Raw genomic sequence first — 23,129 nt, 5'->3', positions numbered from 1 at the left:
GCTGCTTATCTTGCAAAATAATACTCTGGCGAAATTTCCGTTTCGGGTTTTCCCGGAAATGACCACAAAAGCCTGATTTCCTGTTCCTCGTAGTCGTCGAAATACCGGACTGTGATCGGGTGAAATCCTTTTTTCAACTGAATCTTTCCTTCCACGCGCTTGAGGCTGTGTGAACCATCATTGTCAAGTAATTCAACATTTGAAATGCTGAAGGTTGCCCCGTCGTCACTTTCCAGCGCAAAGGTGTACAGCCCGGAAACAGGGGCGTACAGATAACCGGTAAAAATTATTCCAAAGTGGTCATCAGCTTTGGCAAGTTTAATATCTAAAGATTCTGATATTCCTTCAGATATTTTTTTCCCTTTGACCGGTATCTCAACCACTGAAAGAATTTCACCTTCATAATACTGATAATTCAGTCCCCTTTCCTTGGCTTTGATTCCTGATGGTTCATGCAACTGATTGATAATTACCTGCCTGCGGAATAACCTGCTGGGTTTCATTCCCTCCTTAAATGCCCTCAGGGTGAGGGTTGCGGACTGATTCAGTCGAAGTGGTTGTTGCCAGCGCTGAGCATTCTGATCCGGCACACTGCCATCGGTTGTGTACCTGATTTCGGCTCCCTGGGTGAGGCATTCAGCAAAAATGGCCTGATCCTTATCGATAAGGGTAAGATTTTGCCCGACTACAGGCATGTGAACTTCTTCTTTTTCTGCCAGAATATACATAAGCGGTATTTCCAGGTGACGATCAGAAGCCACCCATGTATTTTTAACCTTGTAAACCAGTTCGGCATCCGACAATAAGTCGCTTAGCTGAACAGTTCTTCCCGCGGGAAAGACATACCGTCTGTGGCCTGGCCCGTAAAGTACCCAGGTGATGTCACTTAGATTGGTAACATTGCACGAGAAGTTGTAGTCATCCAGAATCAAATTGGTTACACGAAGCGACTCCTTGATCAACTGACTGATGTACAATCCGTTACCAACCAGCATATTATTGGCCAATCCCAGGGTTCTGCCGGCAAACATCGCTTCCTTTATTGCTTCTTCTGAGTTTTCCTTTGCGAAAACAAGGGTCAGGTTTCGTATGGTCTGGTCAACCGGAAAGGAAGCATAAATGGGGGAATGAATATCTGTGTTACTGAAAGGTGAAATCTGATATTGAGCGCAATAGTCAAGCACAACAGGATAAAACTCATTTCCGTTGATGGCTTCCATGGCCCTGATGTTCTTTTTTTCGAGATGCCTGATTTGAAACGCATCAAGTCTGCTGTCCTTATCTGGCCATCCGGGGTGGTTGTAAATAACAAAAGCACCTTCCTTTCCGGCATAATCCAGCGCTTCATCCGGGGTAATATCAGGGCGGGCGTAGTAGTTGGCATCTTTTAAAAACAAAATATTCAAGTGCCCTACCGGCTCACTTTTAGTGTATTCAATACCAGGAATAAGGGTGATACCCCGCCTTTTGGCAACTGATTCTGCCATTTTAAAGGAAGTATTGTAATCGGAGGTAAGATAGGATGGCTGCCTGGTGGTGTGGTCGGTGATGGCAATCACATCGAGTCCTTCCCGCCAGGCCTCATGAATGCGCTCCGAAGGCATAACAATCCCATCTGAGAAAATGGTGTGGGAGTGAAAATCACCTTTCAGCGTTTTATAACCTGGTATGTCCGGAATCTTTATCTCACGTCGGGAATCTACCTTCTGAAAGCCTTCAATCCATTCAAACTGAATGTCGCGCTCCTGAGCTTGTAAAGCAACGGCAGTAAAAAAAGCAAATAGTAATATAAAGGTTTTTCTCATGCTATTTTAATTTGAGGAGTCCTGCGATTTTGTTGAAGATGTCGGTGTTTTCATAGATTCCGGCAAACTCCTCCGCTCCGGGTCCCCAGGCATACACCGGCACATGAATGCCCGAGTGACTTCCGGTAGAATAATGCCCTTTTACTTCACCTTTGCTGATGTCACCTCCCAGCAGGGTAAGTCCTCCGGTTTCGTGGTCGGCCAGCACAATCACCAGCGTTTCTCCATCCTTTTCGGCCCATTGCAGCACTCTGCCTATGGTCTGATCAAAATCAGCCATCTCATTGATGAGGGCGGGAATATCATGCCAGTGTCCGCAATCATCAATACGCGACCCTTCGAACATGGCAAAAAATCCTTTTTCGCTTCCGGAAAGCAGACTCAGCGCATGCAGGGTGGCATCTTTAAAAACCTCTCCCCTTTCGGGATACAATGGCAACTGACCATCATCAAGCACAGAGAAAACCTTCCCTGTTTCTATTTTGGCGGTCTCTTCCCAGGTGAAACACACCTGATAACCTTTGGCCTCCATTTCCTTAAAAAGGTTACGACCGTCTTTCCTTTTATAAAACTGATTGCGTCCTCCGCCAAAAATATAGTCTACATTGCAGTTGAGATAATCGGCGGCAATTTCCTCCTCGTTATCCCGGTCTTTGTTGCTTGCGCAGAAGGCCGAAGGCGTAGCATCTGAAAGATTGCAGGTAACAACCACAGCGGTTGACAATCCCTTTTCCGATGCCAGATCGGTGAGCGAAGGAATGGAATTGCCCGCAGTATCCACCCCCACCGAATGGTAATTGGTTTTTTTTCCGGTTGCCAGGGCCGTGCCGGCTGCTCCTGAATCGGTGATCAGCTTATTGGCAGCATAAGTCCTTTTAAGCCCGATAACAGGGAAGTTATCTATGTTCAAATTTCCGTGATTGGCAACCCAGGCAGTTGAAACCTGAGTCAAACCCATACCATCGCCAATCATAAGTATCACATTCTTAACAACTTTTCCCGCAGGAGTAGTTACCTTTACCGTTTCGTAAGGTTGCTGCTTAACATAAGCCAGTTTATCGCCGCTTTCTTCCGTTTTTTCGTATTGTGCAAAAACAGCAGGACTTATAAATAACCAGGCAATAGCCAGGGCAAAGACAAACAGAAAATATTTTTTCTTCATTGTGAGATCAATTTTATCTTGTTGTTGAACTTAAGGAGACCAAACAGTTTGTTATTAATTTGACAATCTGGTTTTCCGAAAATTATTTATTGAAGAACCAGTTTTGCAAAGACAGGATTATGGTCAGACAGGTAGACCGAGTCTTTCTGTTCTGAAATTGATGCATAAGATTCGACCTTTATGGGTTGACTGACAAACATATAATCAATTTTTACACGATCCTTTAAAGGAACACGGCCGAAGTCATGAAATGTCCATGACGGGCCATAGTTGATTCCGGAAATATTACCGGCTTCAACCAGCAGATCACCCGAAAGCAGGGTGTTCACGGCTTCAGAACCGGGGATTACATTAAAATCTCCGGTAAGAACTACCGGAATTCCCTTGACATTTTCCCGGATATGAGCCAGCAGCATGATGGCACTCTCCTGCTGAGCGGTTTCTCCCACATGATCAAAGTGTGTATTGTAGAAAGCAAAGGATTTACCGCTCGGTTTATCTTTGAAAACCGCCCAGGTTACAATGCGCTCGCAGGCAGCATCCCAACCTTTTGATCCGGGAATTTCAGGTGTTTCACTGAGCCAGAAATGACCACTTTCAAGCACCGAAAACCTGCCGGAATTATAAAAGATGGGTGCAAATTCTCCATCTTCCTTGCCATCCAGGCGACCAACACCGATGTAAGAAAACCCGGGCAATGCGTTATCCAGGTCATCTAATTGATTTTTAAGCACTTCCTGGGCACCGATAATATCAGCCCCGTAAAAACGAATCATTTCTGAAGCAAAATCCCTGCGGTATTTCCAGTTATTGAGCGAATCGTCCGGGTTATCGTATCTGATGTTGAAACTCAGCACATTGATCCTGACCAGCTCATTGTTTTTACAACTGTAAACAAGTGGCAGCGCTAATATTACCAGAAAGAGTATCTTCTTCATTGAGAAACAATTTTAACTAATTCAGAAACAGGTCTTTTGCGGCAATTAACTCCATCGCATAACTGCCGGGCTTTTTCCAGCCCCATTCCAGGGAGTTGCCTTCGTAATCTTCAAAATACCGCAGTATGAAGCTGTGATAACCTTTGCTGAGGGCAATCTTTCCGGTTGCCCGGATGGCTCCGTGTGATCCGTCGTTATCCACCACCACTTCGGATCCAATCATCAGCACACTGCCATCGTCTGATTCGGTATAGAAATCGTAAATTCCATCAGCAGGAATAAAAAGGTATCCTGTAAATTCAAAGCCAAAGGAATCTTCAACCTCAGCTCCGTCAATAGATGGTTCGGGAAGGATTCCACTTTTCAGAGCGGTGGCTCCCAGCATGTCATCTGTACGTTTAAACTTTCCTTCAAAGTATTTGAAACGCACCCCGTTTTCAGTGGCCGATTTCTTTTCGGGCAGGCGCATCAGCGCTTTGGTAGCTTTTACATTAAACTCAGGGCCGGGAGCATAGCCTTCCCTGAAAGCCCTCGCCCTCACCTGCGCAGATTGAGTCAGTTTAACAGGATTGGCATACAACGTTGAATTTTGCATGGGCTCCGAGCCATCCAGCGTAAATCTGATCTCCGAACCGGGGGTGATACAGCCCAGTTCGAGCATGGTTTCATCAATAAACAAGTGCAGATCGTTGGGGCAATAAACTGTTGAAACCATATTATTTGCCGTAAGCGAATAAGGCGCATCAGCATCGGTTACTCCACGTGTTTTAACAGGTTTGCCGGTAAGGGTAAATTCCAGCACTCCGCCCTGCATCAGCATTTCATGAGTGATAAAATTGGCAGTAATTTCAGTGCCGTTAAAGGTAACCTTGCTGATATAAGCGTTCTTTTGAGGATCATTCGCCTTGATTTCCAATGTCTTGCCATTATGAAGTTTCATACTGGCCTTCTCAAACAGGGGTGAAGATAGGGCATACTCACCGCTTCCGGGGCAAACCGGATAAATCCCAAGACTGCTCATAATGTACCAGGCCGACATCTGTCCACAATCTTCATTACCCGGAATACCTTCAGGGGCGGCCTGATACAATTCTTTAAGGATGTATCTCACCCTTTCCTGGGTTTTCCATGGCTCGCCGGAATAATTATAGAGAAAAGCCACATGATGGCTCGGTTCATTGCCATGTGCATATTGCCCGATAAGTCCGGTAATATCAGGTATTTCGGCAATAAACTTTGTGTTCTCGCTGAATAACTGGTCGAGGGCAGCATTAAACTGCTCATATCCGCCCAATAGCTGGGTAAATCCATGAACATCATGCGGTACATAAAAACGGTATTGCCAGGCTGTGGCTTCGGTATAATCGCGGCTCACCACCACTGGACTGAAAGGAGTAACCCAGTTTCCATCGGAGCGCTTCCCTCTGAAAAAGCCAGTATTTCCATCGAAAGCATTCAGATAATTATATGCCCGGCGGGTATATTCCTTATGTATGTCCTCCTTACCCAACTCTTTGGCCATCATTGCAATACACCAATCATCATAGGCATACTCAAGCAGACATGAAACCGATTCCTTTTCCATATTTGCAGGAATCCATCCCTGCGTAAGGTAGTGGCTTCCTCCCTTTCTGGGCTTTTGTGAAGAAACAACCATCGCATTCAGCGCCTTTTCTCCGTCGAAATCCCTGATTCCCTTTTGCCAGGCATCCCAGATTGCAGAAACCGAGTGATAACCAATCATGGTTCCTGTTTCGCCGGAAGCCAAAGGCCAGATCGGTAATTCTCCGGTGGTTTCGTACATTTCAAGCATGGAATGGACGATATCGGTTGTCAAATTGCTGTTAACCAATGTCATCAGCGGATGCCAGGTCCGGTAAGTATCCCACAGCGAAAGCGTTGAGTACATATTCCGGCCTTCCGGCAGTCGCTTTATCTGCATATCGTGCGTGCGAAAATCTCCGTTGACATCGCTCACAAGATTGGGCACCACCATGGTGTGATACATGGCTGTGTAAAAGATCTCCTTGTCAGATTCGGATCTGCCATCTACCTGAATTGATGACAATGCTTCATCCCAAAGGGATTCAGCTTTTTTTCTGTATTTTTCAAAGCCGAAATCAGGGGCTTCGGCTTCAAGATTCAGCCTTGCATTGTCAATACTTACCAGCGATGTGCCGACATTCACGTCAATTTTTTCGCCTTTTCCGGTTTCGAAGCCAATGATGGCCTGAATATTTTTACCGCTGATGTTGATGGAGTCCTGAATCTCAATACCCGACGAAACCAACCTTACATTGCCAAATGGCTTTGAAAACCTGGCAACAAAGTATATGTGCTGATTGGGGGTCCATCCGCTGGTGAGCCTGGCCCCGGCAATCTCAGTATCACTCACCACCTTAAGATCCAGATGGTCTATTCTTTCATTGTCAAGGCTGTGTGCCAGATCAATAATAATCTTTGATCCGGCCGACTCAGGGAAAGTATACTGATGAATTCCAACCCTTGGCGTAGCAGTTAAAGAAGCTTTGATACCGGTTTCAGGGAAACTTACTTCGTAAAATCCGGGAGATGCTTTCTCATTATCGTGTGAAAACGGAAGCATATCGTAAATATAGCCTTCCGGTTTCAGGGCCACATCCTTTATGGTAGGATGAAACAGTATGTCGCCCAGGTCAATACATCCCGTTCCACTCAGATGGGTATGTGAAAACCCGTACATGCTGCTGTCGCTGTAGTGATATCCTGAACAGGCATCCCAGTTTCCGCGCCTGGTATCGGGGCTCAACTGCACTGCACCGAATGGAGTGGTTGCTCCGGGATAGGTATGTCCATGAAAGCCGGTTCCTATAAACGGATTGACGTAATCGGCAGGTTTTTGCCTGCTTCTGGAGCAGGAAGTAAAAAGAATTACTGTTAATGTGAGTAAAACAAGAATTTTTTTCATGTCAGCAGGTTTTTACAGAATCTCTTTTAGAATTTCAGGATGATTTTGGTGTACTTTGACAATCAGTTCACCAAACAAGGTATTTGCCCATGCAAACCATGACCTGGTGAAATTCTTCGGGTCATCTTTGTGAAATGATTCATGCATAAATCCGGTATCGGCATGGGTGCGTTTCAGCCAGCCCAGGCACTGCCTGATTTCCTGTTTGTCAGTGGAAGTCATGGCCCGCATAATGATACTCATGGGCCAGATCATATGTTCACCAACATGCGGGCCGCCAATGCCTTCGGCATATTTCCCCCTGCTGAACCAGGGATTATGTTCGCTGAGTAAAAGCTTGCGGGTCTGCTGATAAAGGGGATCATCATTCTTCAGTGCACCGAGGTATGGCAGCGAAAGCAGACTGGGAACATTGGCATCGTCCATCAGGTGATAATTCCCGAAACCATCCACCTCAAAAGGAATAAATTCACCGAGTTTATGATGCCTGACTATGGCAAACTCTTTAAGTGCCGCTTCCACTTCATCGGCCAGGGCATTGCATTCAGCAGCAAACGGAGCATTTCCATGGATATTTACTGATATCTCGGCCAACTGCCTGAGCGAAACCAGGGCAAAATAGTTGGAAGGAATCAGAAAAAGAAAAATGGTGGCATCGTCCGATGGCCTGAAGGTTGAACATATCAACCCGTTCGGCTTCACCGGATTCCCATAACCCTGACCGGGCACAGTATCGGTTGCGCGTTCGGTCACCCGCATAAAACTGTAAGGACCTTTGCCATCTTTGCGCTGCTGCTCTTTAAAGGTTTGCACGATCAGTTTTGCCGCTTTCTGCCATTTTTCACCAAAAGGCGAGGCATCACCGGTTTCTTTCCAGTAATGATAGGATAACCTCACCGGGTAACAAAGTGAATCAATCTCCCATTTGCGTTCGTGCAATTCCTTTTTCATCTCGGTGAGGTCAGTTTCCCAATAACTTCCTTCAGCACCATGATTAAAGGCATTGGCATAAGGATCAAGAATGATGCAACCGGCCTGGCGGTTGATCAGCCCTTTGAATAATTCCTTAAGCGCTTCATCTTTGTTCACCAGATGCAGGTAAGGCCATACCTGGGCGGTTGAATCGCGCAGCCACATGGCATTAATATCACCGGTGATGATAAAAGTGTCGGGCTCTTCCCCTTTTAATGAAAACCTTACTGTTGTATCCAGGGTGTTCGGGTAGCAGTTTTCAAACAACCAGGCAATCTCCGGGTCAGCAATTTCTTTCTTTATCAAAGCAAGCTCTTCTTCAACTGCCTTACTGATGTATGTGCGTTTTTCCCTTGCGGGCCTCATTCCGACAAAACCCTGATTTGCAAATACATTCAGAGGGGTACCCGCCAATCCGATGTAACTCAGGCCCAAAGCCGATGTAAGCACAAAATCCCTTCTTTTCATGGCTTAAAAGTTTTGATTGGTACCGGGAACAATTTTCATGGAATCTTTGCCTCCCTTCCACGAATAGTTCAAGGTAAGCTCTGTATCCGACTGAATTTCAATGAGCGGTTTATGGCCTGCATTTTTTCTGGCGTTGCACTTCAGATTGAGCAGGTTATCTTTTCCAAAAGGATATCTGTCAATTCCATGGGCGTCGGTCAGATGCACATCCCAGTTCAATGTTTTGCTGGTTACCGCTACTTTGATACCAAAAATGCCTTCAAAAAGCACAGAAACAGGTACCAGGCCTGTCCAGCCCACAAAATCGGGGCGGGCTAAGAATCCCTGGTCCGGAGTTTCGGGAGAATAATATTCCCAGAATGTACCGGTTTTGCGGAAAACCTCAGCCACCTGTTTGTAGTGCCTGCCGGCGATGTCAAAAGCAACATCATGATATCCTTTGGACCGGAGTCCGCTGATGATCATATAATTGGTGGGCGCCCAAACCCCGCCTTGCCAGTACCTGCCATCGGACTGATATTTTTCATGATTTGCCGGCATGGATGCCACAGGATGAGGCCGGCTGAAGGTATCTTTGTTAACCAGATGCTTTACAAAAGAATCCAGTTCCTGCTTCTCCAGAATATCCGTCCACAACGCCCAGAAAGCACCTATACCCATGAAGTTGCCACGGCTGCCATCGGCATATTTATCATAGAAAAAGGATGTTTTGGGATCCCACAATTTTTCTTTGATGAATTTTTTCAGGAACTTGGTTTCGTCCTCAATGTCTTCAATCTCTTGCCAGCGCTCTGTATAAAAACCAAAGTCAACCAGAATTTTCCCGATAAACAGCTGCTGCAGGCAGGTATCGAGCCAGGTCATATGCCCGTGAGAGAAAATAGGGCTGTAGTTTTTATGCACCCTGGGCTGGTTATCCATACCAGTGCCCCATCCACTCGACCAGTACGAGCCATCCTGCCACGTCCGGTTCAGGCGTAACCATTGGTAATAGGCAACTAAAACCGGAAATATTTTATGAATTCTGTCGAGGTCGCCAAAATGATGATAATACTCAATTTCGCTCCAGGGAATAATGTTGGGTCCTGTGCTTGTAGGATCGTAACGATGGAAACAATCTTCACCCGAATCGCCCCATATTTCCCTGCAAATGAATCCATCCGGGTGCTGTTTGGCATAGAAATTATCCAGAGTTTTCTGAAACGGGTATGCCCGGCTTCCATATCGTGCGAACATGGTAATAAAGGCCGAGTCCCACATGAAAATGTTGCCGTTGTAAGCTGTGTCGAGGTACGAACTGATAAAACCGGACGCCGGTGCTGGATCTTTAATATTCCGGAATGCGATTTCCCATGCTTTCCAATACATTTCAGCAGCTGCAGGATTCCCTTCCCAGAAAGGCACGGGCAGAATTTCGCGCGCCATATCGAACCCGGGAGATGGAGTTATGGATGGACGCGCATTGCGGAATTCGTTTTCGGTTACAAATACGTTCTTAACATAGGTATTCTTGAACCGGGCATTGCTGTCGGCAGGTGCTTGCGCATCTGAACTGCTCCCGGCTGATAAACCGGCTGCCTTCATGGCAATGGAGGGAGCCCCCGCCGAGGCTGCCAGCAAGGCAGCGTTCCTTAAAAAATTCCTTCTTGAGGTCATGATCACAAAATTTGTTTTTGCTTATGAAAATACGGGTTTTCACCGTATCTGTCATTTTTTGAAACAAAAAGCAGCAAATTGTGCCGGTTTATCGGTATTAATAAAATCGATGCCCAAATCCATAAATTGCGCCCAGGCGTTTTCAGTATCCGGTGCGCCCCAGAATCTGACTTTCTTACCCAGTTGATGTGTTTCATCAACTATGCGCTGAAGTTTCCGGCGGTCGGCCAACGGCAGGGCACCCTCTCCGTTCCAGTTGCTGAAATCACTGAAAGACGCGCTAAGCAGTGAAATTCTTTCGAGTTGTTGCAGGCTGTAAGTTTCCCCGATATTTCCGTCAAACCTTATGAACTCCGGATATTTTTTAAAATCATCAGGAGCTGGCCTCGAACCGCTGATTACGATTTCCACCGCACCGGGATTTATGTCTCTGTCAAAAACCTGAGGATACGGCAGCAACACTTCAACCAGCAGATCCAGCGTTGGTACAACCGGGCTTTTAAGGTCGATCAGCAACTGGAATGAACCGTTATCTTCACTCCATGCTTTTCCGTGGTTTGCAGTATACAATTCAATGACCGGATTCAGATACAATGACCAAAGGGTAATCCCGGGAGTTACTTCCTCCCGGTCGTGCGCAACATATAAAACTGAATCCACCGCCCAGATATCTGCCTCAATCGAACCCAACCGGTTCTCCCACGCAGAGAAAAACGGCCTTTCCCGCTCATAATCGTTGTGCGAATGTCCGCGCAGGGTAAGCGATTGAGCATGCAGCCAATGACTTCCCTGCATCATGATTATGCCGGGTAATAACAGGATAAATATGTTCCTGATTTTCATAAAGGCGGGTTTAATAAGGTTTTAATAAATTCGTATGCTAAAACCGGAATGTTGGTCATTATCGGATTCATCAGGAAAAGTACGCTGAACCATATGCTTGTACCGGATAAGGTCAGAATCAACAATCATCCAACCTTATCCGCTTTCGCCATTTCTACAGGAAAAAGGCACTACATCCCGCAAAAACTGTGTACAAGCCACCACACGCAACCAACCAAAACGTGTTTATTCAATATATGCCTTCAAAAGCAGTATTATTCATCAATGGGTTGATTAATTGTGCATCAGAACGAATCGTTACTTCAATCCTGCAGCAGGAGATCATTTATTTGGCGTTAAAAATTGCCTGTATCTGTGCTTCTGTGAGTGCATAGTCGTAAAAGAAAATATCGCTGTATTTTGCACCCAGCCTCGGGCTGTAAGTCCCGGTTCCGTCCTGGTTGATTTTCACAGGGAGCCCTGTGTCAATGTTGCCGTTAACCATAACGGTAGAAACAGCCAGTTGTCCGTCAATCCATATCTCGGCATTCGCGGTGCGATTGAAAACAACGGTAACAAAATGCCAGTCAGCCCCTAAAATTGATTGTTCCTCTGCCGTGCGCAGGTCGGTTTTATTTCCATCGCCATCGCAGGCAACCGCCCTGATGCGGCCATTGAGCCATGCAATTACCCAACCTTTATTGTTTGAACTGTTCCAGTCCTGGGTTCCCATAATTGCAGGATCACTTTCATCATGGTCTGACTGAATCCAGAAACTGATGGAGAAGTTGCGGCTGGCACCAAAATTGAGTAATGAAGAGTTCTCGACTTCCAGATAAGAGATCTCATCAGGAATGGTTGTTGCATAAACACCATGAACTTCATCTTCGGCAAAACCAACAATGTTGTAATCTGTAGTTTTCAGCTCCACAACACTTCCATCAGATTTTTTGAAATTTACGATGGAAGGGATATCGCTGTTGGCATTGAAGGTGATGGACTTCATTGAAGGGTAATCAAATCCGTCTTTCCCGGCATCATTAAAATAGAAATGAAACTTAAGTGCTGCCCGCTGTCCGAACGGTATTTCGAGATCTGCAGCGGGATAACTGAATGAAGCAGTTGTGCCGTTAACATCAATGGTTGTCAGGGCGGTTTTGGTTGTTCCGTTTACCACTTCAATCCTTTCAATTTCGTAGCTTGATTCAATGCTGATCTGAACCATGTCACCATCGCGGTAAGCATCTTCGTAAACGTTGGTTAAAACCTCACCGGTTCTGGGGCTGGTATGCTTGAATTTAATATCAAGTCCGAGAAGGCGGCCATCTACCTTATTTTCCTCATCGGTACAACCCAAAAAGGCTATGGTAATGGCAATGAATAAAAAGGTGAATATTTTTCTCATTGTTCAGCGTTTTTAATGTTAAAAAAGTCTGGTAAGAGAGGGGTATTAAAACCATCAGGTATTAACCCCTCTCTTTTCCCTCCTCATATTAATAACCAAGGTTTTGTTTAAGATTCGTGCTCTTTGCAATTTCGCGGGCAGGAATCGGAAATACGTGGTGAATGGAAGGATTGAAATTACGGGCCGGCCATACTTCAATAACTTCGAGTGATTCAATACCGTTCCCGCCGAGGTTAACTTTATAACCGTGTAATGGCTGAGCATAAACTGCCTGAGCATCTCCCCAGCGAACCAGGTCAAGATGACGGAAGACCCCGAACTCCAATGCAAATTCGCACCTGCGTTCGTTTTTCAGGTCAGCCTTGGTTGCATTGGTTTTGGGCGTAAGTCCGGCACGAACTCTTACCTCATTGAGCGGACCATCGCCATTCTGGCCTGTCCAGATAAGGGCCTCTGCTTTCATAAGCAGTACATCGGAATACCTTACAAGCGGAATATTAAGATCAGTGGTTCCGTTGTCGCTGTTTGGATTGACCGTAGTTCCAACGGCGTCAGCCGGAGCGAAAGGGGCCAGATACTTACGGAAAGTAAGTGCTGACGGGCTTGAAACAGACGCAGGATTTACTGCCCATACTATTTCGTTTCCGACAAACTGAACGGTTTCACCCGGGGCAAGTATGGTTGCTGCTCGACGGGTGTCGCCTTCTTCAAATGCATTGTAAAGTTCCAGCGTCGGCTGGAAATATCCCCAGGTATTGTAAATTCCGAAACCGCCATTCTGGAAGAGCACCCCCGGAAGTTTTGAACCGTCGATTTCAGTGCTGGTAACACTCATGATATACTCAGGGCTCCAGTTCTGTTCAATGGTAAACACATCGGCATAGTTAGTAACGAGCGAATGCTTACCTGTATTGATAACACGGTCGGTATATTCAATTACTTTCTGATAATAGGAATTGTCGTATTGGGCGGCATAAAGGGCAGCGCGGGCCATTAATGACCAGGCAGCGGTTTTGTGCATCAGGCCCCAGTCATTCGATGGAATTTCATCAAAATAGGGCAATAATTCAGCCGCTTTATCCAGATCTTCAATGATCATATCGTAATTATCCAATACTGAGGGCGGCCTGGGAACGTCAATCTCATCAATACCTGTATTCTCAGTCACGATAGGGATACCACCGTTGGGACCATTGTCGCCGTACCAGGGAGCCAGCCACAGGTAAGCAAATGCGCGCATAAAATAGGCATGTCCAAGCACACTGTTGCGAACTTTTTCGGATAATTTGGTGGCCGTCGGAGCCGAACGGATCAACTGGTTTGCATAATTGATGGTTTGGTACATCTGGGGCCAGTTGTCGCGTACATCGCGGGATGCTGATCCATTATCAAGGAAATTTTTAATATTCTGGGCCTCAGCCTGTGTACGACCGGTAATCAGGTTATCGCTGCAGTTTTCGTACCACATGAAACCACGACCCATGGTTCCCTCACGATACTGCCAGTAGAAGAGTGAATAAACAGCCTGCATTGCCTGCTCGTCTGTCATGTTCGACAGCTGATTGGGCTGGCCGTAAGGCTCATATTCCAGAAACTTCTCGCATGATGAGAACATCAGTGCAATCAGAAGTGTTGATATAATTATTATGTTCTTTTTCATGATTTTCAGTTATTTAGAATGAAACATTGATGCCAAAACTGTACATCCTCGAGACAGGGAATCTGCCGCCGTCAACTCCAAGGTTGCCGACTTCGGGGTCAAATGCAGAGTAGTTGGTGAAAGTAACCAGATTCTCTCCGTTGAAATACAACCTGATGTTCGAGGTAGAAGCAAGGCCGGCTTTGGTTACCAGACTCTTTGGCAGGGTATAAGAGAAATTCAGATTTTTAAGCCTCAGGTAATCGGCTTTTTCAAGGAAGAAGTCAGAAACCTTTGAATAGTTGCCATTGGGATCTTCAACTACTGACAAGCGGGGAATCTCTGAATTTGGATCGTAATTGTATGAATCCAGAATATCTGTGCTCATGTTCCAGCCTTTCAGGCCTGAGTATGTCATGGCTTTAACACCATTGAATACCATTACGCCCTTAACTCCCTGGAAGAACATATTAAGGCTGAAGTTTCTCCAGTTGGCACCGACGTTAAAACCGTAGATGAAATCGGGCATGTCGTAAGCACCCATGTATATGCGGTCTTCATCATTGATCTTGCCATCATTGTTGGCATCAAGGAATTTGAGGTCACCGGGTTTGGCATTGGGTTGAATAAGTGATGTCGTGTTGGTTTCGGGATCGGTCCAGGTGTAGGCATTAATCTCATCCTGACTCCTGAAAATTCCAACTGCATCAATCAGGTAATAGGAATGCCATGGCTGACCTGCTGTCGACTGCAATGGTTTCATGGAGTTAACATCATTGGTGTGGGCGATAAATTCGGTTTCACCAATGCTGATCACTTCGTTTTTAACAAATCCGATGTTTCCGTTGAAGTTAAGATTTACATCCCCTACTTTTTCATTGTAGTTAAGCGTAAATTCCCATCCGCGGTTTTCAACTTCTCCGATATTGAATTCAGGCGGGGAGGCAACACCGGCAACAGAAGAGATAGGCATTTCTTCTATAAGATCTTTGGTGTGCTTGAAGAAATAATCAGCAGTAAGCATCAGCCTGTTTTGCAGGAAACCAACATCAATACCAATATTGGTTTGCTCGGTACGTTCCCATTTCAGGTCAGGATTCGGGATAGTAGGCTGGAAAATACCATACCCCTGATTTTCACCGTCAGGGCCAAGGAATAAAGGCCAGCTGGTTACCTGATAAGGCGGGGCATATATGAATCTTCTTACTGAGTTGATATTACCTACCTGACCCCAGCTGATACGAAGTTTGGCGAAACTAACAGCCGTCACCTGTTTCATAAATGATTCTGACGACAACTTCCAGGATGCCGAAACTGCCGGGAAAATATCTGAGTTATTATCCGGACTGAGTTTTGATGAAGCATCCCTGCGGAGACTACCGGTAATAAAATAGCGGTCATCGTATGAATAGGAAGCACGTCCGAGGACTGAAACGTAAGCCTCATCCCAGATTTCTTCGATCGGTTTAACTGTCCAGTCGGTACCATTCAGGAAAATTGCCTGATATTCGTCTTCGAATGCAAATCCCCTCACCTGGTTGCTGTTGTATCTGTAATTCTTCTGATTCATGGTAAACCCGGCCAGTGCGGAGAAATAATGTTTTTCATTCACGATTTTGGAATACGAAAGAATATTGTCCCAGTTCCATCCCCGGTAAAGTGAATTGGAAATGGTGCGGTAGTTCTGGTCAATGGTCCGGCCAGGCTCAAGGAAACGCTGCTGGAACGATTCATTGCGAAGGCTGTTCAGTTCAATGGAGAAATCCGACTTCAGGCTGAGTCCGTCAATGGGTTTGATCTCGAGTGAAGTGTTGGAGAAAATCCTGTTGGCAGGATTGTTTTGTCTTACTTTTTCAAGCATAGCCACCGGATTGCGGAGGTCGGCCTCCACACTGTATCCTTCGGCAAGCGCCCAGCGGGGAACAGTACCACCATAAAGTTTATTTCCATCGGCATCATATTCGTAAACGGTGGAGAATCTCGGATATGCCATTGCTCCGAAAATAGTCCCGGTGTGTCCGTCCCCGATACCGCTTTTTCCGTTTGAATAATCATAAACAAGGTTCTGGCGGAGTGTGGTCCATTTATTGACGGCCATCTCAACCCCCATACGGGTAGTAAGTTTCTTGTTGTATGTATTGATTAAGCCGTAACTTTTCAACAATACGTAATATTTATTAACAAAAGGCCTGATTTGCTTGACATTTCAGGTTTTTTAGTGTTACTTTGATATTACGTAAATACGTTACATTATGGTTTTACATCCAGAGTGGGCAACCCGCCACAAACGTAAAGGAACTGAGCTTAGACTGCTCAACGGTCATTACTACCTCTATGAGGTTAGCAGTAAATGGAACCCGGAGAAAAAGAGACCCCAAAAGATTACTGGAAAACTCCTGGGAAAGATTACTGAGGAAGACGGTTTTGTTATGTCCGATAAAGACCGGCTTCGAACAAAAGAACCCATGATTTCTCACCTCTCGGTTAAGGAATATGGAGTTACTCATTTTATTACAGAGATATTGGAGCAATATCCAAAACTTCTGCAAAAACACTTCCCCTTACATTGGCAAACGATCATGGCTCTTGCCTATGGCCGGATACTTCACCAGGCGCCATTAAAAAACATGGCATTTCATTTTCAACACAGCTTTTTATCCGAGCTATATACAGATACAACTCTGTCAGCCAAAGAACTTGGATGGGTTTTGCGTGAACTTGGCAATAGCCGAAGCGATATTGTGGCGTTTTTCAGAGAATTTAGCAAAGCCAACGACTGTATTCTGTTTGATGGCACCGACATTAATTCGTGCTCGGAAAAGATTGGCATAAATAAGAATGGAAAGAGCAAAAAAGGGACTTACGACAAACTTATCAACCTGATGTTTGTCTTCTCAGTTGGACAGCAGTTGCCAATATATTACCGGATCACACCAGGAAACATAAAAGATGTGAAGTCCTTCAAACTCTGCCTGAAGGAGAGTGGGGTAAAAGATGCCGTGATAATTGCTGATAAAGGGTTTTATTCCGAGAACAACGTTAATCAGTTGTATGGCGAAGGGCTAAAATTTATAATCCCCCTCAAACGTGATAGTTTGCGGATTGATTATTCAAAGATCAAGCAGACAGATAAACAGATTTTTGACAACTATTTCAAATTCGAAGACAGGTTTATCTGGCATTACACCATTCAATCAGGGCAATTCAATACAGTTGTTTATTTGGATCCGGAGTTGAAAACGAGAGAAGAACGTGATTTTCTTGACCGCATAGAAACATGCCCTAAAAAATTTACCATTGAGAAATTCCATCAAAAACAACACACTTTTGGTACCATCTCCTTACTGAACAACCTGGAGAAAACCCCTAAAGAAATTTATGAAGACTATAAGAGCCGCGACCAAATCGAACTGATGATAGATACATTGAAAAATGTTGTCGAAGCAGATAGAAGTTATATGCAGGACGAGCAAGCCCTTGAAGGCTGGATGTTTATCAACTACATCAGTTTGCACTGGTACTACAAGTTATTCCACCTGCTCATCAAGAACAATCTCAACAAAGTGTATTCCCCGGCTGACTTTCTGAAAATACTAACCGAAGTGCGCAAAGTAAAAATCAACGAATCGTGGCATAATGCCGAGATCACACGGAAAACCGCTGACCTGATCGGAAAAATTGGTGTGCATATTACGTAACTAAGAAAAGTTACGGATTAAGGTTCCTTCAACATTATCATAGCTGATTGAAGCCAAGGCCTTCAGGTCTTTGGATCCTCCCCTGAGGGTGAGATCATAATGTTCCATACGTCCGATCCTGAAGATTGCATCCACCCAGTCGGTTCGGGTAACATTACCATAAGGAAACTGAATGGGATCGTAGGTTGCAGGAACAGTCTTGCCGGCAGCTTCTGAAGCATCCTTCCACACCATATTGAATTGCTCGGAAGTCAGCACCTCGGGCAAACGCCATGCCTGCTGAACTCCCTGCCAAACATTGGCTTCAACAGAAAGTTTACCTTCCTTCGCTTGTTTGGTTGTAATAATGATGACTCCGCCCGACCCGGCATGAGCACCGTAAATAGCTGATGAAGCAGCATCCTTGAGCACAGTAATTGTCTCAATATCCGCGGGATTATATGGAGCATTGGGCACACCGTCAACAACAATCAGAACGGCATCGCCGCTCTTGTTTCCTTTACCCCTGATACTGATGGCAGCTTCGGCTGTAGGGTCTCCGCTCTGGGTTACTTTAACCCCCGACATCTGCCCCTGGATAAGGTTGCCCAATGAAGCAGGGCGGCCTTTATTGTTGTCGCCGATTTTAATGGTAGAAGCAGCAACCGAAAGGTCCTGTTTCCGGGTACTTGCATAACCGATAACCACAACCTCGTCGATGCCGATCACATCTGTCTCAAGCGATACGTCAATTTTAGTTCTGCCATCAATGGCTACTTCAAGGGTTTTCATTCCCACAAATGAAAATACCAGGGTATTGCTGCCCCCGGGAACATTCACTGAGTAAGCACCGGAAAGGTCAGTAACTGTCCCCGTTGTAGTACCTTTTACTACTACGGTAGCACCGGGTATTGTACTGCCATCACTAGCCGATTTAACAACACCGCTTACCAGCCCCTGTGCATTCGCCTGCACTGATATCAATGCAAGCAACAGAATTGTGTAAAGAGGAATTCTCATAGTGATTTGTTATTGATTGGTGAATAATTGTGTGTTGTGCAATTTCACATTGCGATCGCAATGCAGGCTCCACTTACCTTTTGGTTGGACTTGATTTTCGTTTTCTGAAAGCATCTGATATTTGTTAAAATCCTGCTTGCAAAGAAAATTATTGTATTGAAATTGTAAATTAACCGGATGTTAATTCTGATTCCGGACTTTCTGAGCAGACCTGCTGAGTGTAAGTAGTTGCCCCGGTTAGTAACAGCACATTGATGTAAGACTTTAAACTGATGATTTTCATCTTATTTCATCCTTGCTTTTGCCAGGGGTATGCAGCAAAATGTTCACCATTACACCGCCAAAGATATGACCGAAAGGAAGGGTTTGTGTAATTATTTGCGTATTATAATCCTCAATTTACGCAAATACACAGATATCTATATCTGACGATGACTCCAGCAAGTCCGGAACGGACCCTGCTTAACATTAAAATCACAAACAACAGATGAACATTTCCGGAACTTCTGAAATGCCGGCCGGAAACCACTGAATATCTTTAGCTTATTACAATGCTGACGATTTCTACCTTTTTGAAAGATGTCTGCGACGGTACTCAGCAGGCGTACAACCTTTTATTTGTTTAAATTGCCTCGAAATATTCTTGCTGCTTTCAAAGCCCGATTCAATGGCGATTTCAAATATGGTTTTATCAGAGTCCAGCAACTTCTGGGCAAACTTCTCAATCTGAAGATTATAAATGTACTTATATACTCCGGTGCCGGTGGTTTCCTGAAAACGCATTTCCAGTGCCCTTCTCGACAATGGCACCTGCCTGAGCACATCCTTTACGGTAATCCGTTTTTCGATATTCTGATGAATAAATTTCAGGGCTTTGGCAATATAACGGTCGCTGGTTGATGCAATGTCAGTTGACTGACGTTCTACAATTTGTGTCGGCATTACATAAATATCATACTGCACGCCGATTTTACCGGTAATCATTTCATCCATGAGTTTTGCAGCCTCATATCCTCCTTTCTCGGTATTGAGTGCTATGCTCGACAGAGGCGGATCCGAGAGGTTACAGGTCATCTCGTCATTATCCACGCCCAGAATAGCCATTTCTTCAGGAATCTGGATACCCACCTGTTTACAGGCTTCGGTAATATGCTGTCCCCGTTCATCATCGCATGTCATGATGGCAATGGGCTTGGGTAGTGACTGCAACCACTGGCTAAGGACCGAAGGTTTGTAAAACCACAATTCGCGTGTCGGAGCCATATCCTGATCAAAATAATGGACTTTATACCCCTGAGACCTGAGATAATGCTCAAACCCATCGCTCCGCTCACGCGACCAGACAATATTTTTAAACCCGTAGAAGGCGAAATTTTTAAACCCCTTTTTAAGAAAATACCTGGCTCCCATTTCACCGGCCTCAAAGTATCCGCCGGTTATGTTCGGGATATTGGAAAACCGCTCTTTAAAATCCTGGGCAATTACATGGATGCCGGCATTCAGAATCTGTTTGATGTCATCATTATTATATAACTGACCAATAATTCCATCGGCCTCCCATTCCCTGGCAAATTTTACAATTCCCTTCATCCCTAAGGTCTCACGATAAAACAGCGGCATCCGGCAAAAAATCCAGGGCCCGTTTTCCTTTGAATAACGGGCAATCCCTTTCAACAACTTCTGACCATACTCTTCGCCAATATCAAAGAGCAGAATTATCTTGTGCATAATATCCGGTTTCAGCAGTAAATATACATTTTTTACTGTTGGGCAGAATAATGGATTTTAAGGCATTATTGAAATGATGTGCTGGCTGTCGGCCATTCCGGTCTTCTCTGAAATTGACGGCAACTTTTTCAAGCAAACGTCAGAAATCAATTCCAGCGAATCAAATTACGAACTTACCATGTAAAGTGTCATCCGCTCGCAGGCAGCAAAATGATTAACCTGAAACTCAGAAAACCATTCTATCTTTGTGAAATTAAAACAGGGGTACCCGCGTTTTTATCCGGCCCGGATAGAGAAATACTGATAAACAATGAAAGAACACTGGGACGAACGGTATTCGGCCACTGACTATATATATGGTACAAATCCCAATTTATGGTTCAGGGATAAATTGTTGCAGCTGACACCCGGCTCCCTGCTCCTGCCGGCCGAAGGTGAAGGCCGTAATGCTGTATTTGCAGCGAAAAACGGCTGGAAGGTTCTTGCGCTTGACCAAAGTACCGAAGGCAGAAAGAAAGCCCTGAAGCTGGCAGATCGCGAAGGGGTTCGGATAGATTACCTTATCAGCAACCTGCATGAATTTAATGACATCGGCATGACGTTTGATGCAATTGCACTGATCTTCGTGCATTTACCCCCGGAAGTACGTGAACAGGTCCACCGCCATCTTACCGGATTCCTCAAACCGGGCGGATTCCTTATTCTTGAGGCATTTACCGATGAGCAACTGAAGAATACCTCGGGAGGGCCGAAAACGCCCCTGCTTCTGTATAATTCTAAAATTATTGAGCGCGATTTTAACCAACTCCGATTTATTGATTTCACAGAATCAACAGTGATACTCGACGAAGGCCCCCTTCACAGGGGAGAAGCCCATGTAGTGAGGCTGTTTGCACAAAAACCCTTTCCGGTATGTCAGCAATGAAAAATAAAACCTCTGTCTTTTTTACAATTATCCTTTGGGGTTGCTGCAATACTTTTTTATCTGCAGGCATAAATCCGGGTAATCAAAAGAATATCCGCAAAGCCGCCCGCATACACGCCCGGGCGCTGACGATCGACTCTCACAACGATACGCCCATGTGGTTTACAGACACTTCGTACAACTTTGCCGAAGACCATCGCGGAAAGCGGCCCCGCAACCGGGTGGATATTCCGGGGATGGAAGCGGGAGGACTGGACGGTGCATTTTTCGCCGTTTTTGCAGGGCAGGGTGACAGAAATGAAAAAGGGAATGCCAAAGCTTTCGAACAGGCAGTTCAGACCTTCAAAGCCATAGACAGGAACCTGAAATTGCATGACGATAAAATATCCATGGCACGATGTGCCGGTGACGCGCGCAGCATTGAAAAAGAAAATAAGCGGGCTATCTATATTGGCCTCGAAAACGGATACCCAATTGGCAACAAATTGGGAAATGTTGAATTATTTTACAAACTCGGGGCCCTTTACATTACCCTTTGTCACACCCGCAACAACGATATCTGCGATTCTTCGACCGACAGCACGGAGCACAACGGAATCAGCAAATTCGGTGAATCCGTGGTGGCAGAAATGAACCGCCTCGGCATGATGGTGGATGTGTCGCACATCTCCGACAAAGCGTTTTATGATGCCATACGGCTGAGCAAAACACCCGTTATCGCCTCGCATTCATGTGCACGGGCGCTGTGCAACAACCCCCGGAACCTGGACGATGCCATGCTCAGGGCGCTGGCCGAAAACGGGGGTGTGATCCAGATGTGCATACTGAGCAGTTATGTAAAAACGCCGGACCCCAATCCGCGCCGCGATTCGGCACAAGCAGCGCTCAGGCTGAAATACAACGGATTCAGAGACCTTACTGAGGAGGAAATGAACAAGGCCAGGAAGGAATGGTACGCCATTGATGATATTTATCCGCAGAAGCTGGCAACGGTAAGTGATGTGGCAGACCACATCGACCACATCGTGAAAACGGCGGGCATACGGCACGTGGGCATTGGCACCGATTTTGACGGCGGAGGCGGTGTTGAGGGATGTGCAGACGCCTCACAACTGGGTAATATTACCCTGGAGCTGGTAAAGCGGGGATACTCGGCCAGGCAGATCCGGCTGATCTGGAGTAAAAACCTGCTCAGGGTAATGCGTGAAACAGAAAAATATGCCCGGAAAAACGCTGACCGCGGGAACGAAAAAACCACCTGAAGAATGATCGCACTAACCCTTACTGAAGTATATGCCATTGAACTCCTGCCTGATGAACAATTCGGGGATCTGCGGCAACAGTTGCTGGCAAAAGTGCCCGAAAGCAGCCGCTCTAAATTCGCCAGGTATGCCCAGGTACGAGATGTTCAGCGAAGTTTGCTGGGTGAGGTATTGACACGTCATTTGCTGAAAAGGGTTTTCGGAAAGCTTCCGGAAGATATGGTATTTACCGCCGGCGAAAAAGGAAAGCCCGAACCGGCAGGTTTCCGGGGAATTCATTTTAATATATCCCATTCCGGCGACTGGGTGGTGGCAGCGCTGTCATCCTCGGCAGTCGGCGTGGATGTAGAAAGGATGCGTAAGGTTCCTGAGGGAGTGGCAAACCGGTTTTTCTCAGAAAAGGAAAAAGCCTGGCTGGCCTCCGCGACTGACGGGAAAGAAAAAGCCGAAATATTTTTCACCTTATGGACGCTGAAAGAGAGCTTTCTGAAAGCCATAGGAACCGGGCTGACACGCAGTCTGTCAACATTTACGATAGTAAATGATGCCCGGGGACTGTTCAGCCTTGAAGACGACTCCGGATCCGGGCGCTATTATCTTAAAAACTGGCCTTTCCGCGAAGGCTATAAACTCTCTGCCTGTTCCGGCAGTCCGGGTTTTGCCAGTGAACCGGTAATCCTGACTATTAACGAATTAATCTGAC

General features: G+C 45.7%; 16 protein-coding genes. 4 read left to right on the top strand and 12 right to left on the bottom strand.

The features are described 5' to 3' along the window. Positions 1 to 5: 5 nt before the first annotated feature. From TBC1_RS02870 to TBC1_RS02825, 10 genes are all read right to left on the bottom strand, one after another. Complete coding sequence (locus TBC1_RS02870) at positions 6 to 1,805, bottom strand: PA14 domain-containing protein (protein ID WP_062038233.1); 1,800 nt, start codon at positions 1,803 to 1,805, stop codon at positions 6 to 8. Between the two features lies 1 nt (position 1,806). Continuing rightward, positions 1,807 to 2,967, bottom strand: a complete 1,161-nt coding sequence (locus tag TBC1_RS02865; protein ID WP_062038231.1) for an alkaline phosphatase — start codon at positions 2,965 to 2,967, stop codon at positions 1,807 to 1,809. Between the two features lie 86 nt (positions 2,968 to 3,053). After that, complete coding sequence (locus TBC1_RS02860; RefSeq protein ID WP_062038229.1) at positions 3,054 to 3,905, bottom strand: endonuclease/exonuclease/phosphatase family protein; 852 nt, start codon at positions 3,903 to 3,905, stop codon at positions 3,054 to 3,056. 16 nt (positions 3,906 to 3,921) lie between these two features. Then, entirely contained in the window at positions 3,922 to 6,852 is a 2,931-nt protein-coding gene (locus TBC1_RS02855; protein ID WP_062038227.1) for a GH92 family glycosyl hydrolase, read from the bottom strand. 12 nt (positions 6,853 to 6,864) lie between these two features. Then, complete coding sequence (locus TBC1_RS02850) at positions 6,865 to 8,292, bottom strand: glycoside hydrolase family 125 protein (RefSeq protein ID WP_062038224.1); 1,428 nt, start codon at positions 8,290 to 8,292, stop codon at positions 6,865 to 6,867. A gap of 3 nt (positions 8,293 to 8,295) precedes the next feature. Next, positions 8,296 to 9,948: an MGH1-like glycoside hydrolase domain-containing protein gene (locus TBC1_RS02845; RefSeq protein WP_062038221.1), complete on the bottom strand. Its 1,653-nt coding sequence runs from the start codon at positions 9,946 to 9,948 to the stop codon at positions 8,296 to 8,298. Between the two features lie 51 nt (positions 9,949 to 9,999). Beyond that, entirely contained in the window at positions 10,000 to 10,791 is a 792-nt protein-coding gene (locus tag TBC1_RS02840; protein WP_062038217.1) for a phosphatidylinositol-specific phospholipase C/glycerophosphodiester phosphodiesterase family protein, read from the bottom strand. A 325-nt stretch (positions 10,792 to 11,116) separates the two neighbouring features. Then, positions 11,117 to 12,175 carry a LamG-like jellyroll fold domain-containing protein gene (locus TBC1_RS02835; protein WP_062038214.1) on the bottom strand — a complete coding sequence of 353 codons (1,059 nt, stop codon included), beginning with the start codon at positions 12,173 to 12,175 and terminating at the stop codon, positions 11,117 to 11,119. An 88-nt stretch (positions 12,176 to 12,263) separates the two neighbouring features. Continuing rightward, complete coding sequence (locus TBC1_RS02830) at positions 12,264 to 13,835, bottom strand: RagB/SusD family nutrient uptake outer membrane protein (protein WP_062038211.1); 1,572 nt, start codon at positions 13,833 to 13,835, stop codon at positions 12,264 to 12,266. Positions 13,836 to 13,848: 13 nt separating this feature from the next. Beyond that, positions 13,849 to 15,978: a SusC/RagA family TonB-linked outer membrane protein gene (locus TBC1_RS02825; protein ID WP_062038208.1), complete on the bottom strand. Its 2,130-nt coding sequence runs from the start codon at positions 15,976 to 15,978 to the stop codon at positions 13,849 to 13,851. 88 nt (positions 15,979 to 16,066) lie between these two features. Here TBC1_RS02825 and TBC1_RS02820 point away from each other — a divergent pair, with 88 nt between their 5' ends. After that, positions 16,067 to 17,512 carry an IS1634 family transposase gene (locus TBC1_RS02820; RefSeq protein WP_062037166.1) on the top strand — a complete coding sequence of 482 codons (1,446 nt, stop codon included), beginning with the start codon at positions 16,067 to 16,069 and terminating at the stop codon, positions 17,510 to 17,512. Here TBC1_RS02820 and TBC1_RS02815 read toward each other — a convergent pair whose 3' ends face one another. Both TBC1_RS02815 and TBC1_RS02810 read right to left on the bottom strand, forming a co-directional pair. Then, a complete protein-coding gene (locus tag TBC1_RS02815; protein ID WP_062038205.1) occupies positions 17,513 to 18,511 on the bottom strand; it encodes a carboxypeptidase-like regulatory domain-containing protein in 999 nt (332 codons plus the stop codon). A 564-nt stretch (positions 18,512 to 19,075) separates the two neighbouring features. Then, positions 19,076 to 20,239 (bottom strand): AraC family transcriptional regulator, encoded by a 1,164-nt coding sequence (locus tag TBC1_RS02810; RefSeq protein ID WP_062038202.1) that lies wholly within the window; start codon positions 20,237 to 20,239, stop codon positions 19,076 to 19,078. Between the two features lie 310 nt (positions 20,240 to 20,549). Here TBC1_RS02810 and TBC1_RS02805 point away from each other — a divergent pair, with 310 nt between their 5' ends. Genes TBC1_RS02805 through TBC1_RS02795 form a run of 3 tightly spaced genes read left to right on the top strand, consistent with a single transcriptional unit; the run spans position 20,550 to position 23,128 of the window. Further along, positions 20,550 to 21,164: a class I SAM-dependent methyltransferase gene (locus TBC1_RS02805; protein ID WP_062038199.1), complete on the top strand. Its 615-nt coding sequence runs from the start codon at positions 20,550 to 20,552 to the stop codon at positions 21,162 to 21,164. Continuing rightward, positions 21,152 to 22,426, top strand: coding sequence for a dipeptidase (locus TBC1_RS02800; protein ID WP_062038195.1), 1,275 nt, complete (start codon positions 21,152 to 21,154; stop codon positions 22,424 to 22,426). The genes TBC1_RS02805 and TBC1_RS02800 overlap by 13 nt, the downstream gene beginning before the upstream one ends. Positions 22,427 to 22,429: 3 nt before the next feature. Next, positions 22,430 to 23,128 (top strand): 4'-phosphopantetheinyl transferase family protein, encoded by a 699-nt coding sequence (locus tag TBC1_RS02795; protein ID WP_062038192.1) that lies wholly within the window; start codon positions 22,430 to 22,432, stop codon positions 23,126 to 23,128. Position 23,129: the final 1 nt, after the last annotated feature.

Origin of the sequence: Lentimicrobium saccharophilum (genome assembly GCF_001192835.1) — a bacterium.
Lineage (GTDB): Bacteria > Bacteroidota > Bacteroidia > Bacteroidales > Lentimicrobiaceae > Lentimicrobium > Lentimicrobium saccharophilum.
Note: the sequence above shows the minus strand (reverse complement) of the source record. Positions and strands in the feature narration are given on the sequence as shown.